The organism is Pseudomonas sp. FP597 (assembly GCF_030687435.1).
Classification (GTDB): Bacteria; Pseudomonadota; Gammaproteobacteria; order Pseudomonadales; family Pseudomonadaceae; genus Aquipseudomonas; species Aquipseudomonas lactucae.
Genome location: NZ_CP117432.1, coordinates 1,776,712 through 1,793,213, shown reverse-complemented (window position 1 = coordinate 1,793,213; position 16,502 = coordinate 1,776,712). Strand labels below are relative to the sequence as shown.

The 16,502-nt window shown below is 58.0% G+C and carries 20 protein-coding genes; 16 read left to right on the top strand and 4 right to left on the bottom strand.

Annotated elements, in window-relative coordinates:
- Positions 1 to 17 precede the first annotated feature (17 nt).
- From PSH66_RS08330 to PSH66_RS08310, 5 genes are read left to right on the top strand one after another with little or no spacing between them, the layout of a single operon-like run.
- Positions 18 to 353 carry a phage tail assembly protein gene (locus PSH66_RS08330; protein WP_305428713.1) on the top strand — a complete coding sequence of 112 codons (336 nt, stop codon included), beginning with the start codon at positions 18 to 20 and terminating at the stop codon, positions 351 to 353.
- A gap of 8 nt (positions 354 to 361) precedes the next feature.
- On the top strand, positions 362 to 481 hold the full coding sequence (locus PSH66_RS08325) for a GpE family phage tail protein (protein WP_080520579.1): 120 nt from the start codon (positions 362 to 364) through the stop codon (positions 479 to 481).
- On the top strand, positions 471 to 3,908 hold the full coding sequence (locus tag PSH66_RS08320; RefSeq protein WP_305428710.1) for a phage tail tape measure protein: 3,438 nt from the start codon (positions 471 to 473) through the stop codon (positions 3,906 to 3,908). The genes PSH66_RS08325 and PSH66_RS08320 overlap by 11 nt, the downstream gene beginning before the upstream one ends.
- 5 nt (positions 3,909 to 3,913) lie before the next feature.
- Positions 3,914 to 4,354 (top strand): phage tail protein, encoded by a 441-nt coding sequence (locus tag PSH66_RS08315; protein ID WP_305428708.1) that lies wholly within the window; start codon positions 3,914 to 3,916, stop codon positions 4,352 to 4,354.
- A complete protein-coding gene (locus PSH66_RS08310) occupies positions 4,351 to 5,622 on the top strand; it encodes a phage late control D family protein (RefSeq protein WP_305428706.1) in 1,272 nt (423 codons plus the stop codon). Before PSH66_RS08315 ends, PSH66_RS08310 begins: the two co-directional genes overlap by 4 nt.
- Before the next feature lie 32 nt (positions 5,623 to 5,654).
- Here the strand turns inward: PSH66_RS08310 and PSH66_RS08305 are convergent, their stop codons facing one another.
- The 3 genes from PSH66_RS08305 to PSH66_RS08295 all read right to left on the bottom strand — a co-directional run bounded on the left by PSH66_RS08305 (position 5,655) and on the right by PSH66_RS08295 (position 7,169).
- Complete coding sequence (locus PSH66_RS08305) at positions 5,655 to 5,819, bottom strand: hypothetical protein (protein ID WP_305428704.1); 165 nt, start codon at positions 5,817 to 5,819, stop codon at positions 5,655 to 5,657.
- A 133-nt stretch (positions 5,820 to 5,952) separates the two neighbouring features.
- Complete coding sequence (locus PSH66_RS08300) at positions 5,953 to 6,747, bottom strand: zinc ribbon domain-containing protein (RefSeq protein WP_305428702.1); 795 nt, start codon at positions 6,745 to 6,747, stop codon at positions 5,953 to 5,955.
- Between the two features lie 92 nt (positions 6,748 to 6,839).
- Positions 6,840 to 7,169, bottom strand: coding sequence for a helix-turn-helix domain-containing protein (locus tag PSH66_RS08295; protein WP_305428700.1), 330 nt, complete (start codon positions 7,167 to 7,169; stop codon positions 6,840 to 6,842).
- 84 nt (positions 7,170 to 7,253) lie between these two features.
- On the opposite strand from PSH66_RS08295, the gene PSH66_RS08290 reads away from it, so the two are divergent.
- The 9 genes from PSH66_RS08290 to PSH66_RS08250 all read left to right on the top strand — a co-directional run bounded on the left by PSH66_RS08290 (position 7,254) and on the right by PSH66_RS08250 (position 12,993).
- Positions 7,254 to 7,469 (top strand): DNA-binding protein, encoded by a 216-nt coding sequence (locus tag PSH66_RS08290; protein WP_305428698.1) that lies wholly within the window; start codon positions 7,254 to 7,256, stop codon positions 7,467 to 7,469.
- Positions 7,470 to 7,498: 29 nt separating this feature from the next.
- Positions 7,499 to 7,969 (top strand): YmfL family putative regulatory protein, encoded by a 471-nt coding sequence (locus tag PSH66_RS08285; protein ID WP_305428696.1) that lies wholly within the window; start codon positions 7,499 to 7,501, stop codon positions 7,967 to 7,969.
- On the top strand, positions 7,969 to 8,262 hold the full coding sequence (locus PSH66_RS08280; RefSeq protein WP_305428694.1) for an ogr/Delta-like zinc finger family protein: 294 nt from the start codon (positions 7,969 to 7,971) through the stop codon (positions 8,260 to 8,262). Before PSH66_RS08285 ends, PSH66_RS08280 begins: the two co-directional genes overlap by 1 nt.
- The gene (locus tag PSH66_RS08275) at positions 8,259 to 8,633 is read left to right on the top strand and encodes a hypothetical protein (protein WP_305428693.1); all 375 of its coding nucleotides are present in this window, start codon (positions 8,259 to 8,261) and stop codon (positions 8,631 to 8,633) included. The genes PSH66_RS08280 and PSH66_RS08275 overlap by 4 nt, the downstream gene beginning before the upstream one ends.
- A gap of 70 nt (positions 8,634 to 8,703) precedes the next feature.
- Positions 8,704 to 8,949, top strand: a complete 246-nt coding sequence (locus PSH66_RS08270; protein ID WP_305428692.1) for a hypothetical protein — start codon at positions 8,704 to 8,706, stop codon at positions 8,947 to 8,949.
- Between the two features lie 11 nt (positions 8,950 to 8,960).
- On the top strand, positions 8,961 to 11,759 hold the full coding sequence (locus PSH66_RS08265; RefSeq protein ID WP_305428691.1) for a toprim domain-containing protein: 2,799 nt from the start codon (positions 8,961 to 8,963) through the stop codon (positions 11,757 to 11,759).
- Between the two features lie 62 nt (positions 11,760 to 11,821).
- Positions 11,822 to 12,133 carry a hypothetical protein gene (locus tag PSH66_RS08260; protein WP_305428689.1) on the top strand — a complete coding sequence of 104 codons (312 nt, stop codon included), beginning with the start codon at positions 11,822 to 11,824 and terminating at the stop codon, positions 12,131 to 12,133.
- Between the two features lie 58 nt (positions 12,134 to 12,191).
- Entirely contained in the window at positions 12,192 to 12,452 is a 261-nt protein-coding gene (locus PSH66_RS08255) for a hypothetical protein (protein ID WP_305428687.1), read from the top strand.
- A 265-nt stretch (positions 12,453 to 12,717) separates the two neighbouring features.
- Positions 12,718 to 12,993 carry a pyocin activator PrtN family protein gene (locus PSH66_RS08250; RefSeq protein ID WP_124416728.1) on the top strand — a complete coding sequence of 92 codons (276 nt, stop codon included), beginning with the start codon at positions 12,718 to 12,720 and terminating at the stop codon, positions 12,991 to 12,993.
- Here the strand turns inward: PSH66_RS08250 and PSH66_RS08245 are convergent.
- Entirely contained in the window at positions 12,968 to 14,119 is a 1,152-nt protein-coding gene (locus tag PSH66_RS08245) for a site-specific integrase (RefSeq protein WP_305429591.1), read from the bottom strand. The two genes, PSH66_RS08250 and PSH66_RS08245, sit on opposite strands and share 26 nt — an antisense overlap.
- Before the next feature lie 103 nt (positions 14,120 to 14,222).
- Here PSH66_RS08245 and dusA point away from each other — a divergent pair, with 103 nt between their 5' ends.
- Positions 14,223 to 15,233 (top strand): tRNA dihydrouridine(20/20a) synthase DusA, encoded by a 1,011-nt coding sequence (gene dusA / locus PSH66_RS08240; RefSeq protein WP_305428686.1) that lies wholly within the window; start codon positions 14,223 to 14,225, stop codon positions 15,231 to 15,233.
- A gap of 266 nt (positions 15,234 to 15,499) precedes the next feature.
- Positions 15,500 to 16,426, top strand: a complete 927-nt coding sequence (gene tal, locus PSH66_RS08235) for a transaldolase (protein ID WP_003172603.1) — start codon at positions 15,500 to 15,502, stop codon at positions 16,424 to 16,426.
- The last annotated feature ends 76 nt before the right edge of the window (positions 16,427 to 16,502 follow it).

The window sequence follows — 16,502 nt, the reverse complement described above, 5'->3', positions numbered from 1 at the left end:
CACCAGGAGCGAATCCAATGAAGAACGAAACCACCGAACAGCCTGACGTGCAGCAGCTGGCCGACGACAACACCGTCATCCTCGATACCCCGATCCGTCGCGGGACCACCAGCATCGACAGCATCACCCTGCGCAAGCCGAACTCCGGCGAGTTGCGCGGCGTGAGCCTGGTAGAGCTGCTGCAGATGGATGTCGCCAGCCTGATCAAGGTTCTGCCGCGCATTAGCACGCCAAGCCTCACCGTCGTCGAAGTCGCCGGCATGGACCCGGCCGACCTGCTGGCCCTGAGCAGTAAAATCTCCGGTTTTTTGTTGCAGAAGTCGGCGAAGACGGATGCATCCCTCGTCGCGTAGAGGACGCCATGGCCGATCTGGCCGTGGTTTTTCACTGGGCACCGGCTGATATGGATCAGTTGGGCCTGCAAGACCTGATGGACTGGCGCGAGCGCGCCAGGGTGCGGAGTTCCACCGATGGCGAATGATCTGAGACTTCAGGTGCTGCTCAGCGCCATCGACAAGGCCACAGGTCCGCTGAACAAAATCACGGGCGGCAGCAAAGAAACCGCCCGCGCCCTCAAGGCCGCCCGTGACCGCCTGAAAGAACTCAACACCCAGCAACGCGACGTCAGCGCCTGGCGTGACATGCAGGCCGCCGCCCGAGCGACATCCGAAGCGCTCGCCGCCAACAATGCCAAGGTGGGCCAGCTCGCCCGCGAGACCGCCAAAGTCCGTCAGCAGCTTGCACCGACCCAGGCGCTGTTCGAGAAGTCGCGGCAGAAGGTCGACACGCTTAAAACCAGTCAGGCCGACCTAAAGCGCGAACTCACCGGGACACGCAATGCCCTGGGCTTGATGGGCGATGAACACCGCCAATCCGCCAGCCAGATCGCCGCGCTCAACGCTGTGATGCAAAAGGGCAACGCCCTGACCCGCGAGCAGCGTGACGAATACACACGCCTCACAGCGGCCCAGCGGGAACGCAAGGTCCAACTGGATCAGCTCGCAGCCAAGGAAAAAACCTTGGCCGACCGCTTCACCCTCAACAATGCACAACTGCGCACCAGCCGCGCGGGCCATTCCAGCCTGCGCGAAGAAATCCGCCGTCTGGAAACACCGTTCAAGGATCAACTCGCGCTGCTTAAACAGCACACCGCCGAGTCGAAACGCTTGGGCGAGCAGTACGGCCAGCAGCAGGGGAAACTCGCCAGTCTGGGCGCACAGCTTAAAACTGCCGGCATCAACACCAACGCCCTGGGCGCCTCAGAGCTGAAGCTCAAGCGCGACATGGACAACGCCACCCAGGCCATGAAACAGCAGATGGATCGCCTGGATGCGCTGAAGCGCAAACAGGACAGCCTGGCCAAGGCGCGCGCAGCCTACGATAAAACCCAGAGCTTGGCCGGCAGCATGGCTGTGTCCGGTGCCGCAGGCCTCGGAGCGGGATACGCCGCCAGCCGACCCGTGGCATCGGCAATCAAAGCGTTTGCCCCGAACGAAGACTCAGCCACGCAGCTCAAGGTGTCGATGATGGGCGACACCGGCAAGGTATCTGAAGACTTTCAGAAGATCACAGACCTGGCCACCAAGCTCGGCGACCGTCTGCCAGGCACCACTGCCGACTTCCAGAACATGATGACGATGCTCCGGCGCCAGGGCATAAGTGCGCAAAGCATCCTCGGAGGCACCGGTGAAGCTGCTGCCTACCTCGGCGTGCAGTTGAAGATGGAAGCTACTGAGGCGGCCGAGTTCGCCGCCAAAATGCAAGATGCTACCCGCACCACTGAAAAAGACATGATGAGTCTGATGGACACCATCCAGCGCGGTTTCTACGCAGGCGTGGACCCAGGCAACATGCTCCAGGGCTTCAGCAAAATCGCACCGGTGATGGACGTCATCAAAAAGTCAGGGATCGATGCGGCCAAGGAACTGGCACCGCTGCTGATCATGATGGACCAGGCCGGTATGGAGGGTGGTTCCGCCGGCAATGCTTTCCGCAAAATTTTCCAGGCTGGGCTGGACGGCGACCACGTAGAAAGCGCGAACAAGATCGCAGCCAAGGGCAACACCGGCGTCTCTTTCAAGTTCACCGACGACAAGGGCAACTTTGCCGGGTTGGAGAACCTGTATGCCCAGGTGGAAAAGCTCAAAGCCTTCAACGACGTCGACCGCAACGCCATCATCAAAAAGCTGTTTGGGGATGACGCTGAGACGCTGACCACCTTGAACACCATGATGAACAAGGGGCTGGCCGGTTATCAGGAGGTACAGCAAAAGCTGCAAACCCAGGCCGATCTGCGTACACGCGTCAACGAACAGCTCGGCACCCTCACGAACGTCATGGAAGCGGCTGAAGGTAGCTTCACCAACGCCATGGCTGAATTCGGCGCTGCCGTTGCACCTGAGTTGAAAGACCTGATCAAAACCGCAGGTGAAATTGCAAACAGGATCGGCGCCTGGGCACGGGAAAACCCGAAGCTGGCCGGCGGCCTGGTCAAGGTTGTGGCGGCTGTAGCGGCCGCAGCCATGGTCTTCGGCACGCTGGCCTTGACCATGGCGAGCATGCTCGGCCCCTTCGCAGTGCTGCGTTATGGCATGGCGATGTTTGGCATTCGCTTGGGCGGTATCAAGGCTCAATTGATCGGCACCCGTATCGCGGCGGCAGGCGCTGGCGTAGAGATCGGCCGGATGGGGCGCATCTGGAAGGTGGTAGCGGCCAGCCGTGCCGCTGGAGGTGTAACAAGTGTCATCCCAGCGCTGATAAGTTCCGCGCGGCTTGCGGCAGTCAGCGTGTTGCCAATGCTCAGTGGTGCAATCAGCTCCGTAGGCGCGGCCATACTCGCTACCCCGGTCGGGTGGTTGATCGCGGCTGTTGCAGGTCTGGTCGCCGCTGCGGTGCTGATCTACAAATATTGGAAACCGATCAAGGGGTTCTTCCTCGGTTTTTGGCAGGGGCTCACCCAAGCCCTGCAACCTGTACTTGGTGGGTTCAGTAAGTTCGGCGAGTTGCTTGCCAGCCTGGCCAAGGCCGCGTACTCCATTCCGGTCGTAGGTTATGCATTGCAACTGCTTGGGAACATCGTCCGGCCTCTGTTCAACATGATCTCCACCGGCATCAGCACGGTGATCGGTTGGTTCAGCAACCTTTTGACGCCGGTCGAAGACGTCGGCGGCGCGGCGCAGTCGATGGGCCAGCGCTTTGGTTCAGCCATCGGCGGCATGATCATGACTCTGCTACAGGGCATCGGCTCGATCGCCACCGGCGTAGTCAATATCTGGACCACCATCAAAGCCAGCTTTGACCAGGGCCTCGTGGGTATTGCGCAACTGATCATCAACTTCAGCCCATTGGGCTTGTTCTATCAAGCTTTCGCTGGGGTGATGAGCTACTTCGGCGTGGAGTTGCCAGGGAAATTCACAGAGTTCGGCAGCATGATCGTCAACGGTCTGATCAACGGCTTGACCGCCGGCCTCGGCGCTGTGAAAGACGCTATCGGGTCTATTGGCGATTCAAGCATTGGATGGTTCAAGGAAAAGCTCGGCATTCACAGCCCGTCGCGGGTGTTCGCTGAGCTGGGCGGTTTCACCATGGAGGGTCTGACAAAGGGTCTGGAGGGTGGACAGAAAGGGCCGCTCGACGCCTTGTCGAGCATGGGCAAACAACTGACCGCCGCCGGCACGCTGGACCTCACTGCGACAGCCATGCCGGCGTTGGCGGTTGATGATCGTCCCCCCATCAGCAGCGCGGGCGCATCAACGCTATACGACAGCCACGACACCTACGAAATCACCATCGCTGCAGCGCCTGGTATGGACATGCAAGCCATGGAAAAAAGCCTGCGCGCCATGCTCAGCAGAATTGAAAACGAGAAACGCGCCCGTCAGCGCAGCAAGCTATCGGATCGGGATTAATCGCCATGATGCTCAGCCTCGGCATGTTTGTGTTCAGCCTATCGACCCTCGCCTACCAAGAACTGCAGCGCCAGACCAACTGGCGCCATGCGAGCAACAGTCGCGTCGGTGCGGCCCCTGCGCTGCAATTTGTTGGCCGTGGCGACGACACCATCACCCTCCCCGGCATCCTCCTGCCGGAACTGGCCGGCAGCATTCTCAGCCTGGACGCTCTGCGTTTGATGGCGAACACCGGCAAGGCCTGGCCGATGGTCGAGGGCACCGGGCGGATTTATGGTTTGTGGGTGATTGAAAGCCTGAGCGAGACGAAAACACTGTTTTTCCGCGACGGCACGCCACGACGTATTGAGTTCACCCTGAACCTGAAACGTACCGATGATGACCGTATCGACCTGCTCGGCGCTGCTACCAGCACCGGCCTGAACATTCTGAGAGGGCTGCTGTGATTGACGCCGCGCTTTCCAAGGTCACAGGGTTCCTCAAGGACACAGCCGAACGGTTCGTCAGGGACGCAGCCTATCCCGTGCCGGCCTTCCGTCTTTCTGTGGACGGTAACGACATCGCCCACCTGATAAGCCCGCGGTTGATGACCTTGGGGCTCACCGACAATCGTGGTGTGGAGGCCGACCAGCTCACAATCACACTGAGCGACCACGACGGCCTGTTGTCGATACCGCCAAAGGGGGCAGTACTTCGTTTGTGGTTGGGGTGGAGCGACACGGGCCTGGTGGACAAAGGCACCTACACCGTGGACGAAACCGAACACAGCGGCGCTCCGGACGTCCTCAGCATCCGCGCCCGCTCGGCCGACCTGCGCAAGGGCCTGAAAACCAAACGGGAACGTAGCTGGAGCAACACCACGCTCGGCGACGTGCTGGGCGATATCGCCATTGGTAACGGTCTGACGGCCACCGTCGCCGGGGCACTTGATGGGTTGCCCATTCTGCAGCTCGACCAGGCCAATGAGTCAGACGCCAACCTGATCAGCCGCCTGGGCGAAGAGTTCGACGCGGTGGCCAGCGTCAAAGCCGGATGCCTGCTGTGCCTGCCTGCGGGCGGCGGCAAGACCGCCAGCGGCATGGACCTGCCGCACATCACTCTCATCCGCGCCGACGGCGATCAGCACCGCTACCTCCAAGCCGACCGCGACAGCTACGACGGTGTGCGCGCGTATTACTACGACGTGAACAGCGCCAAGAAACAGGAGGCCATTGCCGGCGGCGGCGAGAATCTCAAAGACCTGCGCCATACCTACAGCGACCAGCAATCAGCATTGCGCGCCGCCCGTGCAGAGTTTCGGCGCCTGCAACGCGGTAGCGCCACGCTCAGCTACACCCTGGCTATGGGCCGGCCGGACCTGATCCCCGAGCTGACGTACACGCTCCAAGGGGTGAAGGCGGAAATCGACGAGATCATCTGGTATGGCGGAAACGTGGAGCACAGTTTGACCGCAGACGGCGGCTACACCGTGAGCTTGGATTTGGAAAGCAAATTGCCAGAGGACAATGTCGAGGACTTGGCTGAAGAAAATAAGGGCGATTACACGGGGATCATCGCGTACTACCGCGACCATAAAACCGAGAAGGAAAAGACCGTTACGGCGGGAGATCAGTCGAAGCCGAGGCGGTTGCGTTGGCTATATGCCAGTGAAAAGACCGCCAAGCGGGCGGTGGATCGGGAGTGGAAAAAGGCTCAGGCCGACAAGCAAGTATAAACCCCGGAACTTGTCCGGGGCCTGCTCGCAACTTACTCAGGTGCCTGGGTGAAAACCTCCAACAGTCGCAGCACATCTTTCTGACGCTGGTGGCTGATTGTCCTGAACATCGCCAGCAACATCACTTCCTGATCGCTAAGGCAGTTCGCATCTACGACTTGCACTTGGCCTTCCGATACACCGCTGTTCTCCATCATGCGAATACTCCTTTCACACGCAACGGGGACTCGGCGCCCACATGGCGCCATTAAAGTTTCCCCGGAGAACAGCTAATTTCCATCACGTTTTCCTGTGTCATCGGATGGCAAGAAAAAAGTGTGTTTTATTGCTTCATTGTGCGGGTTTGAAAGGGGGCAGCGTCATGTACACCCCGTTCTCACCCCAGCCTTGCAAGTTGCCCTTAGCGTCAACAACGTAATGCTCGTTGAAGTCGCTCTCGGGATCGTCGAGACGCAGCCCACCATCCGCCAGTTTTTTAGAGACGTATTTCACTGTGTTTTTCCCGCCACTGGGGAATATGGAGTCGATCAGGTACTTGTCATCCTGCTTGTACAACACCATCACATAACCCGTTGAACCGTCCCGCAACCAGCTCCCAATCCTGTTTGGGTACGCCTTCAGGTCAAGCGCTTTCAGGGTCTGGTAATCCGGCAGGCTCAAACCAATAAGTGAGGCTTTATAGTCGGGATCAAAACTAGCGTTTGCCCAGTAGGTCCTTTCGGATTGCCCTTCAACGCGAAACCCAATGAAGGTTTGGTCTGCCTTGATTTTAGTATTTGCACGAATGGCTTTTGCCACTTCAGCCAGTTCTGCCTCGTTTAAACGATTAGGGAGCATGACCTCGACTTTACGTGGTCTACCTTCCCGAAAATCGTCTTTGGTGATTGAGTAGGCGGGCGGCAAAACAGTCGTTGGGGAGCTTTGCTTCGTAGCCTTTTCAGGAGGGCTATCATTACTCGCTATCGAACACATCGAAACGACCACAACGATGATGAGCAGTAGTGTCACCAGCCTGAATACTTTCTGACCCGTGGTCAGTCCTGGATTTTTAATCCCACAGCTGGGACAGTTTTTTGCGGAGGTATCCACTGTGTGTTTGCAGGATCTACAAGGCTTCAAAGCCATTCCTTTTCTCCTTTACCTTCCATGAAAAAACCGACCTTCGTGGTCGGCGTGATGCTTCCGATTATTTAATGACGACTCGTATCAAACGCGAGTTAACCGAAACCTGCGACCTTGGCAAATGCTGAAGCCATACGCAGCAACACTTGGCGGTCATCTTCACTGACGCACTCGTAGGCCTTCAACAATTCCGCAGCATCGGCACTGATGCTATCGGTCGGCGTCGGCTTACGCTCCCCGGTGACTACATACAAAATATCCATCCCCAGCTGTGCGACGGCAGCAAGGTACGTCGCGTCCGGGCTGCCGACTCCCTTTTCGTAGTTTATTTGAGTGGTTTTTCCGACCCCGCCTACCGCCCCTAAATCAGTCTGACTTAGCTTCAGGCGCGCCCTCTCTTCCTTCAGCCGAACGCTGATGGTCATATTTTTGAACCTCAAACATTGACAGGTTCAAATATTTGAACCAATATCATCACACCATTACGCGAAATCACACGAATCCGAACTATGCACGCCACCTATGCACCCGAGCAAGCATGCCAGGCAGCTAGAACTCGTCTGGAAATGAAAGGCATGTCTGTAAAGGACTTTGCCCTCCAGTACGACCTTCATCCTTCAACCGTCTACGCAGTACTGAACGGGCAGAAAAAGTGCCTGCGCGGTGAGGCTCATCGCGCCGCCGTTTTACTCGGCATTAAGAAAGACGGCGTGATCACAAACTAGGGCCTCTGGCTCCAAGGGGAAACCAGAAGATGAAACGCCCAGTTCTAGACAGCAGAAAGAGCGTCGTTATGGCCGTCATCGGCGCCTACCCTGGCGGTCGGTCGTATGCCTCGGCAGACCTCGGCATGCCTCTAAAGAAGTTCGACAACCAAGCCTACGAGAACGCTGGCAGCCGCCCGCTGACCGATGAACACATTCACCGCTTGGAGCAGGTCGCCGGTACAACATTCCTGGCTGACTACATCGCTTCAATGTACGGCGGCATGTTCGTACCACTGAGCGTCCCGGAAAGCCTGGACAACGTGGAGCTATACAGCCGCTCGCTCAAGGCCTCGGCTCAGCGGGGCAAAGTCGACCAGATCATGTCTGCGGCTCTGGATGACGGTGTGATCGAAAAGCGTGAAGCCGATGCGATCATCGGAGCCTTGATCACCTACATGTCGGCCCGGTATGCCGAGGTTTTCGCGACCATTCAGCTCTACAGCCAGGGAGCTGTCTAGTGAGTACTTACAAACTGGTCTGCCCCCACTGCCACTGCCGCATGCGCATCCGCACCAGCGAAGGCCAACACATTTTTCTACGTATTACCTACATGCAATGCACCAACGAGGCCTGCGGCTGGGCGGTGCGTGCTGAATTTCAAATGACCCACGAACTGAGCCCCAGCGGCATGCCAAACCCGGCTGTACAGCTGCCGGTAGCTGACGTTGTCATTCGTCGCCAGGCAATGAAAACCGCCAACGATCAGCCCGATCTGTTGGACCAGTTGGAAATGGAGGCCACAACCGTATGAAAGCCATTACCCTGACTACCAACCCTGCCAGCGATTACCGTGCGGCAATGCAGCAAGCAGCGGTGGCTTACCTCTACCGTCATCGCTGCGAGCATCTTGCCGGTGACACTCAGTTGCTCGACAACTGCGTACGCTACCTGACGCTCTCACTTGAAGTCCCTCAGTACCTGGTGCATCGCATTGCTGAACTGGCGGTGGCCGAGTTCGAAAGCATGACCTGCAAGCGTGTGGCCTGGCTGGGCATTCATCCCACCAGCGGCCCCTTCCGCCCGGTGATCTTGTTGCTCGACAACTGCACCCAACAGCGACATCCCGTTTCAGCGCGCTTGCTCCCCACACGTCTGCTGCTGACTCGCAACCTCCCGCACTAATCCAAAACCCTCCCTGTTTGATGCCCGCACCGCGTGGGTAGGGGAAATTTGCAACTTACTGGTGGCCGAAATGAGCAAAATCACCATAAAACTGGAGCTGGACGAACAACAGGCGCAGCACTACCTGTTGTGGTTGACCAGTCAGTACGAAGTCACGATGGCTGATATTTGGTACTCCGACCGCTACCGGAATGTGCCAACTGGTCAGCGGGCGCCGAAGGTGCTTGAGGACTTGCCCTACCTGGCAGGCATCTGCAAGACGCGCAGCGAGCTGAAAAAACAGCTCGTTGTTACGGTCGCGGAGCATCTGCAGTGATTCGAAAGCCCATGGAAGACAAGATCCGCGCTGACGTGCTTCAGCGCCTGGAGTCTGATTACGGCCTTCAGCACATGAAAGGCACGCACTACATGCGCAAGGGCACATGCCCGCAGTGCAATCAGAAACGTTTGTTTTCGCGCCACGATGAACCCTGGTTCATTCGCTGTGGCCGCGAGAAAAATTGCCGGTACATGTCCCCTACCAAAGAGCTTTACCCGGATCTTTTCGACGACTGGAGCAAGCGTGCACCGGCCACCCGTGACGAGCCTGCCGCCAGTGCAAAAGCGTACCTGACGTTTGCCCGAGGTTTGCGCGTTGAGCTGATAGAGGGCTGGTACACCCAAGAAAGCTACTTTGATCGCGACCTGAATATTGGCTCTGCCACCGTGCGCTTTCCGCTGGAGCATGGTGGGTACTGGGAGCGCTTGATTGACCAACCGTCGCGCTTCGGTAAGAAGAAGGCCCGCTTCCAACCCCTCAAGAGTTACAGGGGGCACTGGTGGTGCCCGCCGTGCCTGGATCTACTTGACGTGGAAGAGCTGTGGATCGTTGAAGGCATCTTCGACGCCATCGCGCTCATTCAAAACGGTATCTCTGCGGTTGCTGCCCTTTCTTCGAACGCCTTTCCAGAGGAATCACTGAAGGCCCTGATCAGCGCTCGCGGCGGCAAAACTCCCAAGTTGGTTTGGGCTCTGGACAACGAGCCAGGCGCTCACAAGTACACCCGTATGTGGGTCAACCGTGCCCGTGAACTTGGCTACACCTGCGACGCAGCCCAGATATCACAGCCTGACGCCCGCAAGGTTGACTGGAACGATCTGCATCAACGCTGGGCATTTATCGACGATGAAAAAGTCCGTGCTGATCGCATAGAAACGGACCTGAAAGAAGCCCGCCATCAGGGTGCCCTGCTGATCGCAGAAAGTGCCAGCGATAAGGCGTTGCTGATGTACCAGTGGCGGGAACGGGAGGAATTTCACTTCTGTTTCGACTCTCGCCTGTACTGGTGGAAATTGGACCTTGCGAAATACAACAGCGCCAAACAGGCCCTTGAAAAAAGCGACGGCCACGAAGCCCAAACACTCAGCGAAAAGCAGCTTCGGGAGAAGGCGCTGAACGTCGCCGGCTGCGTCGTAGAGATCGCCAACTGTTACCCGAAAGCCCTCTATTTCCAGCGCAACGAGATTACAGACGAATCCTGGTACTTCTTCCGCGTGGACTTCCCTCACGACGGCGGTTCCGTGAAAAACACCTTCACTGGCGGCCAGGTCGCCGCCGCTAGCGAATTCAAAAAGAGACTTCTCGGCATGGGTGCCGGAGCCGTGTTCACCGGCAGTGGACAGCAATTGGACAAACTCATGAAAGACCAGCTTTTCGGCATAAAGACCGTTCAGACCATCGACTATGTGGGCTACAGCAAGGAATACCACTGCTACGTGTTCAACGACGTCGCCATCCGCGAAGGCCAGGTGATCCACATCAACGAGGAGGAGTTTTTTGAGATGGGCAAGTTGAAGCTCAAGACTCTGCAAAAGGGTGTGAAAATCGATCTGGAAAAGGATGGCAAAAAATACGATGACCAGTGGCTAGGGCTTCTGTGGCAGTGCTTTGGCGCCCAGGGCATCGTGGCGTTGACCTTCTGGTTTGGCTCGCTGTTCGCCGAACAGATCCGCGGCCGGTATCAGTCGTTTCCTTTCCTTGAGGCCACAGGTGAGGCCGGCGCCGGCAAGACCACGCTGCTCACTCTGCTGTGGAAACTCGCAGGCCGCGACGGATACGAAGGGTTCGACCCGTCCAAATCCACCAAGGCCGGCCGCAGCCGCTTGATGGGCCAGGTATCCGGCATGCCCATCGTGCTTCTGGAATCAGACCGCAGCGGCGACGACAAGGCTCACGCCAAAACCTTCGAATGGGACGAACTCAAGGATTACTACGGCGGCGGCACCCTGGCGACCAAGGGTGTAAAAACCGCCGGTAACGAAACCTACGAACCACCGTTTCGCGGCACCATCGCCATCAGCCAGAACGCCCCTGTGGTGGCGTCAGAAGCGATTATGACCCGGATCGTAAAGCTGCACTTTGTCCGACCGAACGTCACCGCTGAAAGCCGTGCGGCGGCAGATCGACTCAATGCGCTGGAAGGTTCGAGACTCAGCAACTTTGTGTTGCAGGCCGTGCGTAAAGAGCTGGAGGTGATGGAGCTGTTCAGCCAGCGGATAGCGGGCTACGAGGCGAAGTTACGCAATCTGCACTCCCACTGCTTTGCCTGCGACACCCCATTTAAAGACGAGCACAGCGAATGTAGCCATTGCGGCAACAAGCTGCGCGGCTACATCCGTGTGGAGCGGATCAACAAGAACCACGCCCAAATGCTCACCCTGCTGGACTGCCTGTGCATGGTGGTGCAGCTCACCGACGCACAGGTCGAGCATACCCGCTCGCAGATCATCCGCATGGCAATCGAACGCCAGGCCTCGATCAGCTCCGACCATCCGGTAGTGGCTGAATTCTGGGAAGTTTACGAATACCTGGAAGGCCTCGACGCCGATGGCCCGGTGGTCAACCACAGCAAGAAAGACCACGTCATCGCCATCAACCTCAACGACTTCGTGAAATGCGCTGCAGAAAACCGGCAAAAAATCGCCGACGTCAGCGAGCTGCGCGAGCGCCTGAAAGACTCCCGCTCGCGGAAGCTGCTTGACGTTAACAAGGCGACCGACAGCGCGGTACGGGCTCACCAGGCCAGTAAAACCAACGCGGTAATAACCAAGCAACCCATCGTCAAGTGCTGGCACTTCCAGGCCTGACACATCAACAGCTTTACCCGTCAGGCGCTGCAACGTCTGTCACTACCCAAAGGAGAAGCACCATGCACGTACAAGTCATCACCGGTGAAGGACAAAACGGCGCCACAAACCGGCTCAGGCATTTGACAGAGCTTAAGGCTTGGTTCGGCGAGAGCTCAAAAGGCATTCATGCCGAGGCCTATGCACCTGACGGTCTGATCGAAATTTTGGAAGTTCGTGCGGCAACTGATTTTGAAATTTTGGTGCTTGAGTGCAGCAGGGAACAGATCGAGGCAGTCCTGCTGTGGCAATCAGCAACCGAAGAAGTTGCCGCGCTTGAAAACGTGCTTGTGCACCTGGTGCGCAAGCAAAACCCAATCGGCGAAAGCCAGTAAGAAGGTGGTGCCGAGGGGCTGCAACCCCTCGACACCGACCACCCAAAGGAGAAGCACCATGCAAGTGAATCAACCCAAAGGCGGCACCGCAGAGGCTACCACAACCCCGCTGGCTGTCGGCGACAAGGTCAGTTACGTCGCTATGACCGGTGGAGGTCGGGAATACCGTCTCAGCGCGTGTACGGGCGTGATCGTAGAGATCGATGGAAACGTTGCCACCGTGCGTGCGACGACCGGTTCCACCATCACCAAACCGCTCGACAAGCTGACTCCCGACGGCCAGCCCAACGCGCTTACATGCATGCTCATGGGAGGTTAGCGGATGATCGTGTCCCTTCTACTTTACCTATGCACGGATGCGACCCGGACGAATTGCCAGGTGGTGAAAGCCGATAGCTGGGATGGCCCTTACGCCTACGAACAATGCATTGAGGTCCTGCCACGACTTACAGAGTCGTTGACTGCGCCCAACCGGGAACGACACAGGTTCGTTTGCGAGATACAGGGTGATGGAGCAAAACCCGCAGAGCATAAGGCTCAACCGGCATTCATCCATCAATCGTTTTGGATGTGAGGGATTCATCATGAATACAGCGTTTATCCTGATGGCCCAATACGAGGGCCAGGCGATTATCTCGCTGGAGTTGGTGTGTCGGGATTATTTCACGCATCTGACGCCGGAGATGTTCCAGCGCAAAGTGATGAGCGGCCAGATCAAGCTGCCCATCACCCGCCTGGAGCCGAGCCAGAAGTCTGCCAAGGGCATTCACCTCACCGACCTGGCTGCGTACCTGGACCTGCAGCGCGCAGCCGCAGTTAAAGAGCACAACCAGCTCAACGGGTTAAAACACGCCTTTTGAGCCACTTCATTGATGCGGCGCCCAGTTGGACGGGCGCCCTCAATATCTTTTCATGCCATTCCCAGCCCACATATCGGTCACCCTTGCCGCGCAGGTGGGTGTATCGCCGCATCGAGTTCCAATCCCGGTGGCCGGATACGCTCGCCACACGTGGGATGTCCCAGTCCATTTCAAACAGGCGGCTGATGCCTTCATGGCGTAGGTCATGGAAGTGCAGATCCGCAATTTCTAGGAACTTGCACGCTTTCGCCCAGGATGTAGAGATTGATTCAGGGCTGTAGGGGAAGATGTCGTCGCCTGCCTTGGGCATTGTCTGAAGGATGTGCCACGCCTCGTCCGGCAAATAACACCAAACGTCGTTGCCGATCTTCTGCCCGGGGTTTTTCATGTCACGCACCAGCACCCGCTGGCCAGCCTCGTCGAGGTCCGCCCAGCGAATACGGGTTATTTCATCCAGGCGCCGCGTGGAGAACAGAGCGAAGCCCACGACCTTCAACATATTGGTGACTGTCGGGCGTCTCACCTGCATGTCTTGGTAGTGCTTCAGCACCTTTCCCAGCTCGTCCAACGTCGGCCGGCGATCACGCTCCCGGCTTTTCAGGTTATAGCCCAGCTTGCGCAGCACTCGACGGGCGCCTCCCATAGCCAGCGGATCGACCTGGTAGCCCCATGCGTCTTTGGCGATCGATAGAACAGCACCGAGATGCGCCAAGTCGTTGCCGGCTGTTTGCGGCTGAACCCCACCACCCTCTCGGCTCATTCTCCACAGAGCGAAGTCGACCAGGCACTGAGGGTTAATATCGGTATCGTTCAACTTGCCAAAGTCCGTTTCGCCGATGGCGGTGAGAGTGCCCTTCTTGGTTTTGCCCAACGGCCGGGCCTTCCCTACCTCCAGCAGGTATTGGTCGATCATCTCTTTGACAGTGACACCCTTGCGGCTCGCTCGCTCGATCGCACCTGGTTCATCCAGCTCTGCCCCGCGCTTACGCGCCCAGGCCTGGGCGGCCTGTTTTCGGGCGAAGGTCTGGCTCTCTTGGTAGACTTGCACTCCGTCGCGCTTGATGCGGATCTGAGCCGTGTAGCTCACCGTCCCATCCGCCAGTTTTCTAGCCCTGATAGTCGCCATATCGAAAGTGGTACGCGTCAGTTTTGAAGTGGTACATCGTACCACCGAGCCCTCAAAAACGCCTGAAAACGCCCGAAATACCGCCCAGAACACGTTGAAGAAAATGCTAGATAAACAGAGCCTTAGCCCAACAGAATCAAGCTCCGCGCTGTCTCGGCGCTTTAGCGTTGCGCCCATGATGGACTGGACCGACCGCCACTGCCGGTTCTTCCTACGCCTGCTGTCCAAACACGCCCTGCTCTACACCGAGATGGTCACCACCGGCGCGATCCTCCACGGCGACCACGAACGCTTCCTGCGCCACAACGAAGCCGAGCACCCTCTGGCCCTCCAATTGGGTGGCAGTGTCCCCGCCGACCTGGCCGCGTGTGCGCGCATGGCCGAAGCCGCCGGTTATGACGAAGTGAACCTGAACGTCGGCTGCCCCAGCGACCGTGTGCAGAACAACATGATTGGCGCGATCCTGATGGCGCACCCTGCCCTGGTGGCCGATTGCGTGAAGGCCATGCGCGATGCGGTGTCGATTCCAGTAACGGTGAAGCATCGTATCGGCATCAACGGTCGTGACAGTTATGCCGAGCTGTGTGATTTCGTCGGGACGGTGAAGGACGCCGGTTGCACCAGTTTCACGGTGCATGCGCGGATTGCGATTCTGGAGGGGTTGTCGCCCAAGGAGAATCGCGATATTCCGCCGTTGCGCTATGACGTGGCGGCGCAGTTGAAGCGGGATTTTCCGGAGTTGGAGATTGTGCTTAACGGTGGGATCAAGACGCTGGAACAGTGCCAGGAGCATTTGCAGACGTTTGATGGGGTGATGTTGGGGCGCGAGGCTTATCACAACCCGTATCTGCTGGCGGAGGTGGATCAGCGGTTGTTCGGGAGTGAGGCGCCGGTGGTTGGTCGGGCTCAGGTACTGGCGCAATTGCGGCCTTATATTGCTGAGCATCTGGCGAGTGGTGGCGTGATGCATCACATCACTCGGCATGTGCTGGGGCTGGGCACCGGTTTCCCAGGGGCGCGCAGGTTCAGGCAGCTGTTGTCGGTGGATATTCATAAGGCGGCGGATCCGTTGGCATTGCTGGATCAGGCAGGGGCTTTGTTGGAAGGGCGTTAACTGGTTGGCTTGCTGCGGGTCAGTGGGTTATGGCTCGACTGATACATTGCTATCGGGGCAAGCCCCCTCCCACATTAGATCCAGTTGTCATCGGGCAGTTGGGTTGAACCTGCGGTCAGTTTTGACCTCCTATTGAGCAGTACGGCCGGTCACTCAAACGGCTGTTTTCAGGCTTATTGCCCGCGCAAACGATCGAGCGCATTTGCGCCTTGAGCGCCTGTCGACGCTCGGGTAATGTCACCAGACCCATAGGACAGAGCACGCCCATGACTTCCAAGCTGGAACAACTCAAGCAATTCACCACTGTCGTAGCCGATACCGGCGATTTTTCAACGCTCGCCAAGCTCAAGCCGCAGGATGCGACCACCAACCCTTCCCTGCTGCTCAAAGCTGCGTCGATCACAGGTTATGCCAAGCTGCTGGACGAGTGTGTGCAGGACTGCAACGGCGATGTCGGCCTGGCCAGCGACCGTTTCGCGGTGGCGGTGGGTCAAGAGATTCTCAAAGTGGTACCGGGGCGTATTTCCACCGAGGTGGACGCCCGCCTGTCGTTCGATGAGGGCGCGATTCTCAAGCGTGCGCACCGTCTGATCGACCTGTACGAAAAAGCCGGTGTTGGCCGTGACCGTGTACTGATCAAGATCGCTTCCACCTGGGAAGGCATCCGCGCGGCGGAGAAGCTGGAAAAAGAAGGCATCCAGACCAACCTGACGCTGTTGTTCTCCTTCGCTCAGGCCGTGGCCTGCGCAGAAGCCGGCGTGTTCCTGATTTCGCCGTTCGTGGGCCGTATCTATGACTGGTACAAAAAGGCCAACGGCAACGACTACACCGGTTCCGATGATCCTGGCGTACAGTCGGTGACGCGCATCTACAACTACTACAAGGCCAACGGCTACAAGACCGTGGTGATGGGTGCGAGTTTCCGCAACCTGAGCCAGATCGAAGAGTTGGCCGGCTGTGATCGCCTGACCATCAGCCCGGACCTGCTGGAGAAACTGGCGGCCGATGAAGGCAAGCTGGAGCGCAAGTTGTCGCCAGGGCATGCCGGTGAAGCGCGGGTGCATATGACTGAAGCGCAGTTCCGTTGGGAGTCCAACGAGGACGCGATGGCGACGGAGAAACTGGCGGAGGGGATTCGTCAGTTTGCTCGGGACCAGGAGAAGCTGGAGGCGTTGTTGTCGGCCAAGCTGTAAGGGCAGATAGCAGCAAAAAGGGCGGCACCTGTGAGGGTGCCGCCCTTTTTTGTGTCTTCGCCGGTCTCAAGCCGAG

Bases quoted from the DNA above. Each gene is read 5' to 3' on its own strand.
- PSH66_RS08330 (WP_305428713.1), top strand. From the start codon at position 18: ATGAAGAACGAAACCACCGAACAGCCTGACGTGCAGCAGCTGGCCGAC.
- PSH66_RS08325 (WP_080520579.1), top strand. From the start codon at position 362: ATGGCCGATCTGGCCGTGGTTTTTCACTGGGCACCGGCTGATATGGAT.
- PSH66_RS08320 (WP_305428710.1), top strand. From the start codon at position 471: ATGGCGAATGATCTGAGACTTCAGGTGCTGCTCAGCGCCATCGACAAG.
- PSH66_RS08315 (WP_305428708.1), top strand. From the start codon at position 3,914: ATGATGCTCAGCCTCGGCATGTTTGTGTTCAGCCTATCGACCCTCGCC.
- PSH66_RS08305 (WP_305428704.1), bottom strand. From the start codon at position 5,819: ATGATGGAGAACAGCGGTGTATCGGAAGGCCAAGTGCAAGTCGTAGAT.
- PSH66_RS08300 (WP_305428702.1), bottom strand. From the start codon at position 6,747: ATGGCTTTGAAGCCTTGTAGATCCTGCAAACACACAGTGGATACCTCC.
- PSH66_RS08295 (WP_305428700.1), bottom strand. From the start codon at position 7,169: ATGACCATCAGCGTTCGGCTGAAGGAAGAGAGGGCGCGCCTGAAGCTA.
- PSH66_RS08290 (WP_305428698.1), top strand. From the start codon at position 7,254: ATGCACGCCACCTATGCACCCGAGCAAGCATGCCAGGCAGCTAGAACT.
- PSH66_RS08285 (WP_305428696.1), top strand. From the start codon at position 7,499: ATGAAACGCCCAGTTCTAGACAGCAGAAAGAGCGTCGTTATGGCCGTC.
- PSH66_RS08275 (WP_305428693.1), top strand. From the start codon at position 8,259: ATGAAAGCCATTACCCTGACTACCAACCCTGCCAGCGATTACCGTGCG.
- PSH66_RS08270 (WP_305428692.1), top strand. From the start codon at position 8,704: ATGAGCAAAATCACCATAAAACTGGAGCTGGACGAACAACAGGCGCAG.
- PSH66_RS08265 (WP_305428691.1), top strand. From the start codon at position 8,961: ATGGAAGACAAGATCCGCGCTGACGTGCTTCAGCGCCTGGAGTCTGAT.
- PSH66_RS08260 (WP_305428689.1), top strand. From the start codon at position 11,822: ATGCACGTACAAGTCATCACCGGTGAAGGACAAAACGGCGCCACAAAC.
- PSH66_RS08255 (WP_305428687.1), top strand. From the start codon at position 12,192: ATGCAAGTGAATCAACCCAAAGGCGGCACCGCAGAGGCTACCACAACC.
- PSH66_RS08250 (WP_124416728.1), top strand. From the start codon at position 12,718: ATGAATACAGCGTTTATCCTGATGGCCCAATACGAGGGCCAGGCGATT.
- PSH66_RS08245 (WP_305429591.1), bottom strand. From the start codon at position 14,119: ATGGCGACTATCAGGGCTAGAAAACTGGCGGATGGGACGGTGAGCTAC.
- dusA (WP_305428686.1), top strand. From the start codon at position 14,223: ATGCTAGATAAACAGAGCCTTAGCCCAACAGAATCAAGCTCCGCGCTG.
- tal (WP_003172603.1), top strand. From the start codon at position 15,500: ATGACTTCCAAGCTGGAACAACTCAAGCAATTCACCACTGTCGTAGCC.